The organism is Actinacidiphila bryophytorum, assembly GCF_016916835.1.
In the GTDB taxonomy this organism is placed as follows: domain Bacteria; phylum Actinomycetota; class Actinomycetes; order Streptomycetales; family Streptomycetaceae; genus Actinacidiphila; species Actinacidiphila bryophytorum.
Window position 1 is genome coordinate 1 of record NZ_JAFFIX010000020.1, and the last position, 13,855, is coordinate 13,855.

The following is a 13,855-nucleotide window of genomic DNA, read 5'->3' on the forward strand; positions in this document are numbered from 1 at the left end:
ATTATTAGGGGCCTGGCCTCGGATCCTTGATCCGGGGCCAGGCCCTTTTTGTGCCTGGGGTAGAGTCGGCCCGCAACGTTCGTACGTAGTAGTGGATACAGCAGGAGGGGACCCCGGTGGAGGTCCAGGAGACACGGGTCCAAACGGACCGGATCTTCACGATCCCGAACATCCTGAGTATGGCCCGGCTCGTCGGTGTGCCGGTGTTCCTGTGGCTGATTCTGTGGCCCGAGTTCGGTGGTCCCAAGGCTGACGGCTGGGCACTCCTGGTGCTGGCGTTCAGCGGGGTGAGCGACTACCTCGACGGCAAGTTGGCCCGGCGCTGGAATCAGATCAGCAACCTCGGCCGGCTGCTCGATCCCGCCGCCGACCGGCTGTATGTGCTGTCCACGCTGGTGGGCCTCACGTGGCGGGGCATCCTGCCGCTGTGGATCACCGTCCTGCTGCTCGCGCGTGAGGCGATGATGGCTGTGATGCTGCTGATTCTTACGAGGCACCGTTACGGCCCACCCCAGGTGAACTTCATCGGGAAAGCGGCTACCTTCAACCTCATGTACGCCTTTCCGCTGCTGCTGCTCAGCGACGGCAGCGGTTGGCTTGCGACCCTGGCGGCTGTTTTCGGCTGGGCTTTCACAGGTTGGGGTACAACCCTGTACTGGTGGGCAGGGATCCTCTACGTGGTGCAGGTCCGCCGACTTGTGAGGGCGGACACCACGGCTGACTGAGTCACGAGGAGGATGTTTCCGACATGAAAGCGGTTGTTATGGCCGGCGGCGAAGGTACCCGCCTTCGCCCAATGACCTCAAGCATGCCCAAACCTCTGCTCCCAGTCGTGAATCGGCCGATCATGCAGCACGTTCTGACGCTGCTCAAGAGGCACGGACTCACTGAGACGGTCGTCACAGTCCAGTTTCTCGCATCCCTCGTGAAGAATTATTTCGGGGACGGCGAGGAATTCGGAATGGAGCTGACGTACGCGAACGAGGAGAAGCCGCTCGGTACCGCGGGAAGTGTCAAGAACGCCGAGGACGCCCTCAGGGACGACTCCTTCCTGGTGATCTCGGGCGACGCTCTCACGGATTTCGACCTCACCGAGCTGATCGAGTTCCACAAGCGGAAGGGCGGCCTCGTCACCGTCTGCCTGACCCGCGTGCCGAACCCGCTGGAGTTCGGCATCACCATCGTGGACGACGAGGGCAAGGTCGAGCGCTTCCTGGAGAAGCCGACCTGGGGCCAGGTCTTCTCCGACACCGTGAACACCGGTATCTACGTGATGGAGCCGGAGGTCTTCGACTACGTCGAGGCCGATGTGCCGGTCGACTGGTCCGGCGACGTCTTCCCGCAGCTGATGAAGGAAGGCAAGCCCATCTACGGCTTCATCGCCGAGGGCTACTGGGAGGACGTCGGCACCCACGAGAGCTACGTGAAAGCCCAGGCGGACGTCCTCGAAGGCAAGGTCGACGTCGACATCGACGGGTTCGAGATCGCCCCGGGCGTGTGGGTGGCGGAGGGCGCCGAGGTGCACCCGGACGCCGTGCTGCGCGGCCCGCTGTTCATCGGCGACTACGCCAAGGTCGAGGCAGGCGCCGAGATCCGCGAGCACAGCGTCATCGGCTCCAACGTCGTCGTGAAGTCCGGGGCGTTCCTGCACAAGGCCGTGGTCCACGACAACGTGTACATCGGCCCGCAGACCAATCTGCGCGGCTGCGTGATCGGCAAGAACACGGACGTGATGCGGGCTGCCCGGATCGACGACGGGGCGGTGATCGGCGACGAGTGCCTGATCGGCGAGGAGTCGATCATCGCCGGCACCGTACGCGTCTACCCCTTCAAGACCGTCGAGGCCGGCGCCTTCGTCAACACCTCGGTGATCTGGGAGTCCCGCGGCCAGGCGCATCTGTTCGGCGCCCGCGGGGTGTCCGGCATCCTGAACGTGGAGATCACCCCGGAGCTGGCCGTACGGCTGGCGGGGGCGTACGCGACGACACTCAAGAAGGGCGCGACCGTCACCACCGCCCGTGACCACTCCCGCGGTGCGCGCGCGCTCAAGCGGGCGGTGATCTCGGCGCTGCAGACCAGCGCGATCGAGGTGCGCGACCTGGAGAACGTGCCCATGCCGGTGGCCCGCCAGCAGACGGCGCGCGGCAGTGCGGGCGGCATCATGATCCGCACCTCGCCCGGGCGGCCCGACTCCCTCGACATCATGTTCTTCGACGAGCGCGGCGCCGACCTCTCGGCGGCCGGGCAGCGCAAGCTCGACCGGGTCTTCGCCCGGCAGGAGTACCGCAGGGCCTTCCCCGGCGAGATCGGCGACCTGCGCTTCCCCTCGACCGTCTTCGACTCCTACACCGGTGCGCTGCTGCGGGCGGTCGACATCTCCGGTATCGCCGAGGCGGGACTGAAGGTCGTCGTGGACGCCGCCAACGGCAGTGCGGGGCTCGTTCTGCCCTCGCTGCTCGGGCGGCTGGGCGTGGACTCGCTGATGGTCAACCCGGGCCTGGACGAGGCACGCCCCACAGAGACCGAGGAGAGCCGCAGGGCCGGGCTCGTACGGCTCGGCGAGATCGTGTCGTCGGCGCGGGCCGCGTTCGGTGTGCGGTTCGACCCGGTCGGCGAGCGGCTGTCGCTGGTGGACGAGCGAGGGCGGATCGTGGAGGACCACCGGGCGCTGCTGGTGCTGCTCGACCTGGTGGCCGCCGAGCGGCGCAGCGGGCGGGTGGCGCTGCCGGTCACCACGACCAGGATCGCCGAGCAGGTCGCCGCCTACCACGGCACCCAGGTCACCTGGACGACGACGTCGCCCGACGACCTGACCCGGGTCGGCCGCGAGGAGGGCACCATCTTCGGCGGCGACGCCCGCGGCGGCTTCATCGTGCCCGAGTTCAGCAGTGTCTTCGACGGCTCCGCGGCCTTCGTGCGGCTCATCGGCCTGGTGGCCCGCACGCAGCTCACCCTGAGCCAGATCGACGCCCGCATCCCGCAGGCGCACGTCCTCAAGCGGGACGTGCCGACCCCGTGGGCCGTCAAGGGCTCCGTCATGCGCCGGGTGGTCGAGGAGGCCGGCGAGCGCTCGGTGGACACCACCGACGGCGTACGGGTCGTGGAGTCCGACGGGCGCTGGATCATGGTGCTGCCCGACCCGGCGGAGGCCTTCACCCATCTGTGGGCGGAAGGCCCGGACGACGCGTCCGCGCAGGCGTTGCTGGACGAGTGGTCCCAGGTCGTGGAGGGCGCGGGGGAGTGACCCGGCGGTAGGCGGACGGGCCGCCCGGCGCGGGGCCGGGCGGCGGCCCCGCGCGATCGGCCACCCGAACGGCGCGCCGTGAGGGGGCCGTTCGAGTGTGGTGGTTCCGACGTGCGACGATGTGCGGCATGCCGCAGCCGCAACCCGATCGGAGCAGCCCCGCGACCGGGGCTGCTCAGCGGCGGCCCGACGCCTCGATGTTCCTGCTCACCAACGTCATGGAGCACGCGCTCGACGACGGGTACGCCGAGGCGGCGGCCCGCCGCGGCCAGGTGGGCACCTCGCGGCTGCCGACGTCGCTCAGCGGCCGGCTCGGCCTTGCCGCGGGCCTCGTGCTCGCGGCCGTCGTGGTCACCGTGGGCGCGGCCCAGGCGCACCGGGCGGCGCCCACCGAGGCCAGGGAGCGGCAGAAGCTGATCGACAGGGTCCAGGCGGAGACCAGGAGCGCGGACGGCCTCCAGGCCAGTGTGGACAGCCTGCGCGACAGTGTCTCGGCCGAGCAGCGCGCGGCCCTGCAGAACCACGGCGGCGACAACACCGCGCAGCTCGAACTGCTGGCGGGCGCCACCCCGGTGCACGGGCCCGGCGTCAAGCTGGTCGTGGACGACGCCAAGGAGGCCGCACAGGGCGGCACCGGCGGTCCGCGGGAGAGCAGCGGCTTCTCCGACACCGGGCGGGTCCGCGACCGCGACATGCAGCGCGTGGTGAACGGCCTGTGGGCGTCGGGCGCGGAGGCGATCAGCGTCAACGGGCAGCGGTTGACCGCACTGTCGGCGATCCGGGCCGCCGGGGACGCCATACTGGTCGACAACAGACCGCTGGTTCCGCCGTATACGGTGCTGGCGATCGGTGACGGGGAAAAGCTGAGCACGGCCTTCCAGGACAGTGCGGACGGTCAGTATCTGCACGTGCTTCAGGAGAACTACGGGATCCGGGCGAGCGTCACCGTGGAGAAGGACGTCCGCCTGCCTGCCGCGCCCAGCCTGATCGTGCGCTACGCCCGGCCGGTACCGGGCGGCAGCGGGCAGGCGGACACCGCCGCAACAGGGAAGGGTTCGTAGTGATCGCCGTACTGGGCCTCGTCGTGGGAGTCGTGGTCGGACTCGTGGTGCGCCCCGTGGTGCCGACCGGGGTCGAGCCGTACCTCCCGATCGCCGTGGTCGCCGCGCTCGACGCCGTCTTCGGCGGCCTGCGCGCGATGCTCGACGGGATCTTCGACGACAAGGTCTTCGTGGTCTCCTTCCTGTCCAACGTGGTGGTGGCCGCGCTGATCGTCTTCCTCGGCGACAAGCTCGGGGTGGGAGCGCAGCTGTCGACCGGTGTGGTGGTCGTCCTCGGCATCAGGATCTTCTCCAACGCCGCGGCCATCCGCCGCCACGTCTTCCGGGCGTGACCGCGGTATGAGCGACGAGCACGACGACGACGCGCAGGACCGGCGCGCCGACGACCCGCAGGCGCAGGAGCCGCAGGCAGGCGGCGGGCAGCAGGAGCAGGACCCGCAGGACGGGGGAGCGCACGCCGAGGACGCGCCCGAGGAGCCCCGTGAGCCGGCCGCAGCACAGCCCAGCGGGCGGCAGCGGCTGCTGGCCGGGCTGTGGCCGCCGCGGGCCTCACGCGCCCAGCTGACGGTCGCGGTGCTGCTGTTCGTGCTGGGTCTGGGACTGGCCATCCAGGTGAACACCACCAGCGACAACGGCGGCGCCCTGCGCGGCGCCCGCCAGGAGGACCTGGTCCGCATCCTCACCGAGGTGGACAACCGCACCCAGCGCCTGGAGGACGAGAAGCGCGGCCTGGAGACCCAGCGCAGCGAGCTGCAGTCCAGCTCGGACCAGGCGGCGGAGGCGCTCAAGCAGACCCGCCAGAAGGAGCAGCAGCTCGGTATCCTGGCGGGCACCGTCACGGCTGAGGGGCCGGGGATCACGCTGACGATCACCGACCCGCACGGCGGGGTCGCGGCGGACTCGCTGCTGGACACCCTGCAGGAACTGCGGGCGGCCGGTGCCGAGGCGATCCAGATCAACGACGTGCGGGTGGTCGCCGACACGTACTTCACCGACGGTGCGGACGGGGTGCTGATCGACGGCCGCCCGGTGTCCCAGCCGTACGTGTTCAAGGTGATCGGCAACCCGCAGGATCTGGAGCCGGCGCTGAACATCCCGGGCGGGGTGGTGCAGACGCTGGAGAAGGAGCAGGCCACGGCTGATGTGGTGAGGTCGCAGAAGATCGTCGTGGACGCCTTGCGGCCGTTGAAGCAGCCTGACTACGCTCGGTCGTCATCCCGGTGAGGCGGGGGGTCGGGGCGTCGGTGGACTGTTGCGTGGTGGAAACTGTGTGTAGTGAGGGTTCGTCCTGCCTTACGGGCGGGTCTGCGTCTTTCAAGGGGAATCGCCCGTGAAGTTGTTTGGGAAGTTGTTCGGCAAGAGCGCGCGGCAGTCGGGTGACCCGGCGACCGCACGGCACCGCGCGCCACGCGGCACCGCGGAGGACGAGCAGTCCGCCGACCGCCCGCTGTTCAGGAACGACGGGCAGGGCAGGGGCGGCTACGCCGGTGCGCCCGGCGCGGCACCTGTTGACCCTGCGTCCTCCGCTCGCATAGGTTCCGGGGAACCATCGGCCTCGGCCACGGGTGGAGGGTTCGGTTTGCAGGTCTGCGGCAGGTGCGGTTTCCAGAATGCGGCGGCCGGCCGCTTCTGCTCCAACTGCGGCGCCCCGCTGCGCCCGGGCGCAGGCCCCGGCGAGCGCGCGTCGGAGACGACGTCCACGATCTCGATCTCCGGCATCGAGGCGTACGAGGCCGAGGCGACCGGCCAGATCCGCACCCCGTCGCTGTCCCCGGAGGCGCAGGCCGCCGTCGAGGCGCTGCCGCCGGGCTCCGCGCTGCTCGTGGTGCGCCGCGGTCCGAACTCGGGCAGCCGCTTCCTGCTGGACGGCGAGCTGACCACGGCGGGCCGGCACCCGCAGAGCGACATCTTCCTGGACGACGTGACGGTCTCCCGGCGGCATGTGGAGTTCCGCCGCGGCCCCGACGGTTCCTTCACCGTCTCCGACGTGGGCAGCCTGAACGGCACCTACGTCAACCGGGAGCGGATCGACGCGGTGACGCTGTCCAACGGGGACGAGGTCCAGATCGGCAAGTACCGGCTGGTCTTCTACGCGAGCCAGCGGGGCATCTGACGCCTTCCCGGCCCCGGCCGGGGATCCGCCTTCCAGAAGGGTGCTCATGCCGCGAACGCCGGGCGGTGCCGGGGACGGCACCGCCGCCCCGGACGGCGCACTGCTGAGCATCGGGGCGGTGCTGGGGCAGCTGCGGGCCGAGTTCCCCGAGGTCACCATCTCCAAGATCCGCTTCCTGGAGGCGGAGGGCCTGGTCGAACCGCAGCGCACCCCGTCCGGCTACCGCAAGTTCGCGGCGCAGGACGTGCAGCGCCTGGCGTACGTGCTGCGGGTGCAGCGGGATCACTACCTGCCGCTCCGGGTGATCAAGGAGCATCTGGCGGGCCTGGACCGCGGCGAGCAGCCGGTCCTGCCGGGCCGCGCCGCCGCCGCGCCCGACGGGCAGCCGCAGGACGCCCCCGAGAACGCCCTGCGCGGCCCCCAGGAGCTCCGCGTGGGCCGGGAGGAGCTGCTGGCGGCCACCGGGGCGGCAGCGGCGGAGCTGGACCAGTGGGAGGCCTACGGGCTCGTGGAGGCCGGCGGCGACGGCGGCTACGACGCCGAGGCGCTGGTCATCGGCCGGCTCATCGCGGACCTGGGCCGCCGCGGCCTGGAGCCGCGGCACCTGCGGGCCGTGAAGGCGGCGGCGGACCGGGAGGCGGGCCTGGTGGAGCAGCTGGTGGCGCCGCTGCGCCGGCACCGCAACCCGCAGACCCGCCGACACGCCGAGGCAACGGCGGAGGAGCTGGCCGAGCTGTCCGTACGGCTGCATGCGGCCATGGTGCGGTCCGCCCTGCGCCTGCGGCTGCGCTGACCGGGAATTCCCGCCGGTCCGCCGGCACCGGGCGGCGGCCCCCGGGGTGCCCGACTACCCAAACCCGGCGGGCACGTCCTAGGGTTGACGTGTGAACGAGCTCGATGTTGTGGGTGTCCGGGTGGAAATGCCCTCCAATCAACCGATCGTGCTCCTGCGAGAAGTAGGAGGCGACCGGTACCTGCCCATCTGGATCGGGCCGGGCGAGGCCACCGCCATCGCCTTCGCGCAGCAGGGAATGACGCCTGCGCGACCGCTGACGCACGACCTGTTCAAGGACGTACTCGAAGCCGTGGGGCAGACCCTCACCGAGGTCCGCATCACCGACCTGCGGGAAGGTGTCTTCTACGCCGAGCTGGTCTTCGCCAGCGGCGTCGAGGTCAGCGCCCGCCCCTCGGACGCCATAGCGCTCGCACTGCGCACCGGGACGCCGATCTACGGCAGCGACGGTGTGCTGGACGACGCGGGAATCGCGATCCCCGACGAGCAGGAGGACGAGGTGGAGAAATTCCGCGAGTTCCTCGACCAGATCTCGCCGGAGGACTTCGGTACCAGCAACCAGTGACCCGCCTGGGATGGGCAAGGTTGCCACGATGAGACCATTCGGGGAGGCGTTCCCTGTGCCGGTCACATCAAACCACTCGTGGGGTGACTTTCACTCGGCGTGCCGAGTGTGGCGATCGTTGACGCACCCCTGGTGACTGCCTACCGTCGAAGTGGAAAGTCCCGTGGCACGTGCGCGCGGTGTTCGGGACGTGAAGGACGGAGGGCGGCGTGAGAAGCACCGGCGACGGTTCGGCGACCGGCGGCCCGTATCCGACCCGGGGGGCACTGGCCCGTGCCGCGGAGCCGGGGACGGCAGGAGCGGCGGGGGCGGCTCCGGCCGGCGACGCGGAGCCCGAGCAGATCGGCTACCGCGGCCCCACGGCCTGTGCGGCCACCGGCATCACCTACCGGCAGCTGGACTACTGGGCGCGTACCGGCCTGGTCGAGCCCAGCGTCCGCCCGGCCTACGGCTCGGGCACCCAGCGGCTGTACAGCTTCCGGGACGTGGTCGTCCTCAAGATCGTCAAGCGGCTGCTCGACACGGGTGTGTCGCTGCAGAACATCCGGACGGCCGTACGCCATCTGCGCTCGGTCGGCCCCGCGGAACTGGCCAGGATGACCCTGATGAGCGACGGCGCCACCGTCTACGAGTGCACCTCGCCCGCCGAGGTCGTCGACCTGCTCCAGGGCGGCCAGGGCATCTTCGGCATCGCGGTGGGCGTGGTCTGGCGGGACGTGGAGTCCTCGCTGTCCGAGCTGCACGGCGAGCGGGTGGACACCGGCGAGACCCTCGTCGGGCACAACCCGGCCGACGAGCTGGCCAGACGGCGTAACCGGGCGGTCTGACGGCGCCGCCGGCGCCGCTCGCCGTACACGTGTACGGCGATTGTCGGTGCCGTGCGGCACGATCGGTGGTGTGAGAAGTACGCCCACGATCCTCCACCTGGACATGGACGCGTTCTTCGCCGCGGTCGAGCAGGCCTCCAAGCCGAGCCTGCGGGGCAAGCCGGTGGTCGTCGGCGGGCTCGGACCCCGCGGCGTGGTCGCGACCGCGTCCTACGAGGCGCGCGTGCACGGCGTCCACTCCGCCATGGCCATGGCGCACGCCCGCCGCCTGTGCCCCAATGCCGCGTATCTGGTGCCGCGCTTCGGCATCTACCGGCGGATCAGCGACATCGTGATGGCGCTGCTCGCCGAGGTCTCGCCGCTGATAGAGCCGCTCAGCCTGGACGAGGCCTTCGTGGACCTGGAGGCCGGCGACCTCGCCGGCGACCCGCGGGCGGTCGCAGAGCGGCTGCGGGCCGACATCCGGGCCGCCACCGGCCTGACCGCCTCGGTCGGGCTCGCGGGCTCCAAACTGCTCGCCAAGATCGCCTCCGAGCAGGCCAAGCCGGACGGCCTGGTGGTGGTCGAGCCGGGCACCGAGCGCGCGTTGCTCGACCCGCTGCCGGTGCGCACCCTGTGGGGCGTCGGGCCCGCCACTGCCGAGCACCTGCGGCGGGCGGGCATCCTCACCGTGGCCGAGATCGCGCAGGCCGGCGAGCCGGAGCTGGTCAGGCTGCTGGGCAAGGCGCACGGCAGCTCACTGCACGCCATGGCGGCCGGGCTGGACAACCGCCCGGTCGTCGCCGACCGGGACGTGAAGTCGATCTCGGTCGAGGACACCTTCGACACCGACCTGACCGACCGCGCCCGGGTGCGGTTCGAGATCGACCGGCTCGCCGACCGCTGCGCGCAGCGGCTGCGTGGCGCCGGCCGGTCGGGGCGGACGGTGGTGGTCAAGATCCGGCGGTACGACTTCTCGACGCTGACCCGCTCCGAGACGCTGCGGGCGCCCACCGACGACCCCGCCGTGGTCAAGGAGACCGCCCGCAGGCTCGCCGAGGCCGTCGACACCACCGGCGGGGTGCGGCTGCTGGGCGTCGGCGTGTCGGGCCTTGCCGACTTCACCCAGGAGGACCTGTTCGCGCAGGCGGCGCAGAGCCTGCGCGAGGCGGACCCGGGCGCCGGGCAGGGCGGCGGGAGCGGGCCGCAGGCGCCGCAGGAGCTGCCGGTGGCGCCCCCGCCGGAGCCGGAGCGCGCGGAGCGCTGGCTGCCGGGCCAGGACGTGGCGCACACCGAGTACGGCGCCGGATGGGTGCAGGGCAGTGGCGTCGGCCGGGTCACCGTTCGCTTCGAGGTGCCCGCGGACCGCGAGCCGGGCCGGGTGCGTACCTTCGCCGTCGACGACCCCGCCCTCTCCCGGGCGGAACCGCCGGCGCTGACCGGCCCCCCGGCCCCCGCGGGCCGCCCGTGAGCCTGCCGCCGAGCGGGCCGCACGCCGGGAGCCGGTCGCTGCGGGCCGGGAAGGGGCCGCGGGTCAGGCGGGGTCGCCGGGCCGCTGGTCGCCGCCGGCCAGTTCACCGAAGTCCCGCGGGCCGCCCCCGCCGCCGTCCGCGGCGGTCGGCACCTGCATGCCGTAGTGGTGGTAGAGCTGCAGCTCCTGCTCGGGCGACAGGTGCCGCCCCACGCCGAAGTCCGGTGCGTCCCTGATCAGGGACTTCTTGTACGGCACCCGCAGGGTGTCGCCCACCAGCTCGCTCGGCTCCAGCGGTACGAACGCGTCGCGGGTGAAGAGGCCGGTCCGCACGGCGGCCCACTCCGGGGTGCCGGTCGCGTCGTCGAGGTACACCTCGTCCACCGTGCCGATCTTCGTACCGTCCCGGTCGAGGGCGCGGCGGCCGATGAGGCTTCGCGGATCGATGTCGGTCTGCACGGTCCCTCCAACCACGGGCGGCTGCTGTTGGTTACCACCAAAAGCCACATCTGTGGCGATGTCGACCGGAATGTCGGATCGGCCGCCCTCCGAAGCGCGCTGGTAGGCTGGACAGCGGCTGCTGACCCCGTGCGGGAGAGTCCTCCGAGAGCGTGCCGCAGCGGCATCTCGGAGGCGCCGAAGGAGCAAATCCTCCCCGGAATCTCTCAGGCATCCGTACCGCAGGGGCGAGGTCACTCTGGAAAGCAGGACCCGCCCCGGGGCGCCGTTCACGGGACGGGTCTTCACCGAAGGTGAAAGTCGTCCCGCGCAGGGCCGGCGAAGCTCTCAGGTACTGATGACAGAGGGGGAGGCCGTACGGGTGCCCGCGCCGGGCACCCCCGAAGGTCGTCGCAGACCAGGAGGCCTCCGCAGATGACTGATCCGACCGCCCGCCGCACCCCGCTCGCCGATCTCGAAGCCGGCCTGCCCTTCGCCCGCCGCCACATCGGCCCCGACGCCGCGGACCGGGCCAAGATGCTCGCCCATGTGGGGTACGGCTCGCTCGACGAGCTGACGGACGCGGCCGTGCCGGACACCATCAGGAGCGCCGCCGCCCTCGCGCTGCCCGCGGCCCGCACCGAGGCCGAGGTGATCGCGGAGCTGCGCGCCTTGGCCGACCGCAACCAGGTGCTGACCCCGATGATCGGCCTGGGCTACTACGGCACCTTCACCCCGCCGGTGATCCTGCGCAACGTCATGGAGAACCCCGCCTGGTACACGGCGTACACGCCCTACCAGCCGGAGATCTCGCAGGGCCGGCTCGAAGCCCTGATCAACTTCCAGACCGTGGTCGCCGACCTCACCGGGCTGCCCACCTCCGGCGCCTCGCTGCTGGACGAGGGCACCGCGGCCGCCGAGGCGATGGCGCTGTCCCGGCGGGTCGGCAAGGTCAAGAACGGCGTCTTCCTGGTCGACGCCGACACCTTCCCGCAGACCACCGCCGTCATCGGCACCCGCGCGGAGCCGGCCGGCGTCGAGGTCGTGGTCGCGGACCTGACCGGCGGCATCCCGGCCGACGTCGCGGAGCGCGGCGTCTTCGGTGTGCTGCTGCAGTACCCGGGCGCCTCCGGCGCGGTGCGCGACCTGCGCCCGGTCATCGAGCAGGCGCACGGCCTCGGCGCGGTCGTCACGGTCGCCGCCGACCTGCTGGCGCTGACCCTGCTCACCTCGCCGGGCGCGCTGGGCGCCGACATCGCGGTGGGCACCACCCAGCGCTTCGGCGTCCCCATGGGCTTCGGCGGACCGCACGCGGGCTACATGGCGGTGCGCGAGTCCTACGCCCGCAACCTGCCGGGGCGCCTGGTCGGGGTCTCCGTCGACGCCGACGGCGACACCGCCTACCGGCTGGCGCTGCAGACCCGCGAGCAGCACATCCGCCGGGAGAAGGCCACCAGCAACATCTGCACCGCCCAGGTGCTGCTCGCGGTGATGGCCGGGATGTACGCGGTCTACCACGGCCCCGAGGGCCTGGCGCAGATCGCCCGCCGCACGCACCGCTACGCGGCCGTACTGGCCGAGGGCCTGCGCGCCGCCGGGGTGCAGACCGTGCACGACGGGTACTTCGACACCCTCACCGCCCGGGTGCCGGGCCGGGCCGCCGAGGTGGTCGCCGCGGCCCGCGAGGCGGGCGTCAACCTGCGGCAGACCGACGCCGACCTGGTCGGCATCTCCTGCGACGAGACCACCGACCGGGCCGCGCTGACCTCGGTCCTGGCCGCCTTCGGCGCCAGCGGGGACATCGACGTGGACGCGCTGGACGCCGCGGCCCCCGACGCGCTGCCCGCCGCCCTGGTCCGCACCGAGCCTTACCTGACGCACCCGGTCTTCCACCTGCACCGCAGCGAGACCGGGATGCTGCGCTACCTGCGCCGCCTCGCCGACCGCGACTACGCGCTGGACCGCGGCATGATCCCGCTGGGGTCGTGCACGATGAAGCTGAACGCGACCACCGAGATGGAGCCGGTCACCTGGACCGAGTTCGGGGCGCTGCACCCCTTCGCGCCCGCCGAGCAGGCCGAGGGCTACCTGACCCTGATCCGCGGTCTCGAGGACCAGCTCGCCGAGGTCACCGGCTACGACAAGGTCAGCCTCCAGCCGAACGCCGGGTCGCAGGGCGAGCTGGCCGGGCTGCTCGCGGTCCGCGCCTACCACCGGGCCAACGGCGACACCGGCCGCACGGTGTGCCTGATCCCCTCCTCTGCGCACGGCACCAACGCCGCGAGCGCCGTGATGGCCGGTATGAAGGTCGTCGTGGTCAAGACCGGCCAGGACGGTGACGTGGACGTCGCCGACCTGCACGCCAGGATCGAGCAGCACCGCGACGAGCTGGCCGTGCTGATGGTCACCTACCCCTCCACGCACGGCGTCTTCGAGGACAACATCACCGACATCTGCGCCGCCGTGCACGACGCGGGCGGCCAGGTCTACATGGACGGCGCGAACCTCAACGCGCTCGTCGGCCTCGCCCGGCCCGGCCGCTTCGGCGCCGACGTCTCGCACCTGAACCTGCACAAGACCTTCTGCATCCCGCACGGCGGCGGCGGTCCCGGTGTCGGCCCGGTCGCGGTGCGCGCGCACCTGGCCCCGTACCTGCCCAACCACCCGCTGCAGCCCGCCGCGGGTCCCGCGACGGGCGTCGGCCCGGTCTCGGCGGCCCCCTGGGGCTCCGCGGGCATCCTGCCGATCTCCTGGACCTACGTGCGGCTGATGGGCGCCGAGGGGCTCAGGCAGGCCACCCAGCAGGCGGTGCTGAGCGCCAACTACGTCGCCAAGCGCCTGGAGCCGCACTACCCGGTGCTCTACACCGGTCCCGGCGGCCTGGTCGCGCACGAGTGCATCATCGACCTGCGCCCGCTGGCCAAGGAGACCGGCGTCAGCGTCGACGACATCGCCAAGCGGCTGATCGACTACGGCTTCCACGCCCCGACGATGTCCTTCCCCGTCGCCGGCACCCTGATGATCGAGCCGACCGAGAGCGAGGACCTCGCCGAGCTGGACCGCTTCTGCGACGCGATGATCGCGATCCGCGGCGAGGCCGACCGGGTCGGCTCCGGTGAGTGGCCCGCGGACGACAACCCGCTGCAGGGCGCACCGCACACCGCGGCTGCGCTGGGCGGCGACTGGGACCACGCCTACACCCGGCAGGAGGCGGTCTTCCCCGCCGGTGTGTCACCCGCCGACAAGTACTGGCCGCCAGTGCGGCGGATCGACGGCGCCTACGGCGACCGCAACCTGGTCTGCTCCTGCCCGCCGCTGGACGCCTACGACGAGTGAGTGACCCGCCCGGCCGCTGCGGCGGCCG

12 protein-coding genes and 2 riboswitches are annotated in these 13,855 nt (G+C 71.9%); of the genes, 11 read left to right on the forward strand and 1 reads right to left on the reverse strand.

Annotated elements, in window-relative coordinates:
• The first annotated feature begins 116 nt into the window (after nucleotides 1-116).
• From clsA to JT723_RS25045, 10 genes are all read left to right on the forward strand, one after another.
• Nucleotides 117-725 (forward strand): cardiolipin synthase ClsA, encoded by a 609-nt coding sequence (gene clsA / locus JT723_RS25000; protein ID WP_205047034.1) that lies wholly within the window; start codon nucleotides 117-119, stop codon nucleotides 723-725.
• Nucleotides 726-748: 23 nt separating this feature from the next.
• Entirely contained in the window at nucleotides 749-3,244 is a 2,496-nt protein-coding gene (locus tag JT723_RS25005) for a mannose-1-phosphate guanyltransferase (protein ID WP_205047035.1), read from the forward strand.
• A 119-nt stretch (nucleotides 3,245-3,363) separates the two neighbouring features.
• Complete coding sequence (locus JT723_RS25010; protein ID WP_205047036.1) at nucleotides 3,364-4,305, forward strand: DUF881 domain-containing protein; 942 nt, start codon at nucleotides 3,364-3,366, stop codon at nucleotides 4,303-4,305.
• On the forward strand, nucleotides 4,305-4,637 hold the full coding sequence (locus JT723_RS25015) for a small basic family protein (RefSeq protein WP_033175851.1): 333 nt from the start codon (nucleotides 4,305-4,307) through the stop codon (nucleotides 4,635-4,637). The genes JT723_RS25010 and JT723_RS25015 overlap by 1 nt, the downstream gene beginning before the upstream one ends.
• A gap of 7 nt (nucleotides 4,638-4,644) precedes the next feature.
• Nucleotides 4,645-5,529, forward strand: a complete 885-nt coding sequence (locus tag JT723_RS25020; RefSeq protein WP_205047037.1) for a DUF881 domain-containing protein — start codon at nucleotides 4,645-4,647, stop codon at nucleotides 5,527-5,529.
• Between the two features lie 64 nt (nucleotides 5,530-5,593).
• The gene (locus JT723_RS36510) at nucleotides 5,594-6,418 is read left to right on the forward strand and encodes a double zinc ribbon and FHA domain-containing protein (protein ID WP_205047148.1); all 825 of its coding nucleotides are present in this window, start codon (nucleotides 5,594-5,596) and stop codon (nucleotides 6,416-6,418) included.
• Nucleotides 6,419-6,464: 46 nt separating this feature from the next.
• On the forward strand, nucleotides 6,465-7,211 hold the full coding sequence (gene ftsR / locus JT723_RS25030) for a transcriptional regulator FtsR (RefSeq protein ID WP_205047038.1): 747 nt from the start codon (nucleotides 6,465-6,467) through the stop codon (nucleotides 7,209-7,211).
• Nucleotides 7,212-7,302: 91 nt separating this feature from the next.
• Entirely contained in the window at nucleotides 7,303-7,776 is a 474-nt protein-coding gene (locus tag JT723_RS25035; protein WP_031518684.1) for a bifunctional nuclease family protein, read from the forward strand.
• 209 nt (nucleotides 7,777-7,985) lie between these two features.
• Nucleotides 7,986-8,603, forward strand: a complete 618-nt coding sequence (locus tag JT723_RS25040) for a MerR family transcriptional regulator (RefSeq protein WP_205047039.1) — start codon at nucleotides 7,986-7,988, stop codon at nucleotides 8,601-8,603.
• 70 nt (nucleotides 8,604-8,673) lie between these two features.
• Nucleotides 8,674-10,053, forward strand: coding sequence for a DNA polymerase IV (locus JT723_RS25045; protein WP_205047040.1), 1,380 nt, complete (start codon nucleotides 8,674-8,676; stop codon nucleotides 10,051-10,053).
• 63 nt (nucleotides 10,054-10,116) lie between these two features.
• Here JT723_RS25045 and JT723_RS25050 read toward each other — a convergent pair whose 3' ends face one another.
• Nucleotides 10,117-10,512, reverse strand: coding sequence for a PRC-barrel domain-containing protein (locus tag JT723_RS25050; RefSeq protein ID WP_205047041.1), 396 nt, complete (start codon nucleotides 10,510-10,512; stop codon nucleotides 10,117-10,119).
• Between the two features lie 122 nt (nucleotides 10,513-10,634).
• A riboswitch (glycine riboswitch) is annotated at nucleotides 10,635-10,744 on the forward strand.
• Nucleotides 10,745-10,866, forward strand: a riboswitch (glycine riboswitch).
• A 60-nt stretch (nucleotides 10,867-10,926) separates the two neighbouring features.
• On the opposite strand from JT723_RS25050, the gene gcvP reads away from it, so the two are divergent.
• A complete protein-coding gene (gene gcvP / locus JT723_RS25055; protein WP_205047042.1) occupies nucleotides 10,927-13,827 on the forward strand; it encodes an aminomethyl-transferring glycine dehydrogenase in 2,901 nt (966 codons plus the stop codon).
• The last annotated feature ends 28 nt before the right edge of the window (nucleotides 13,828-13,855 follow it).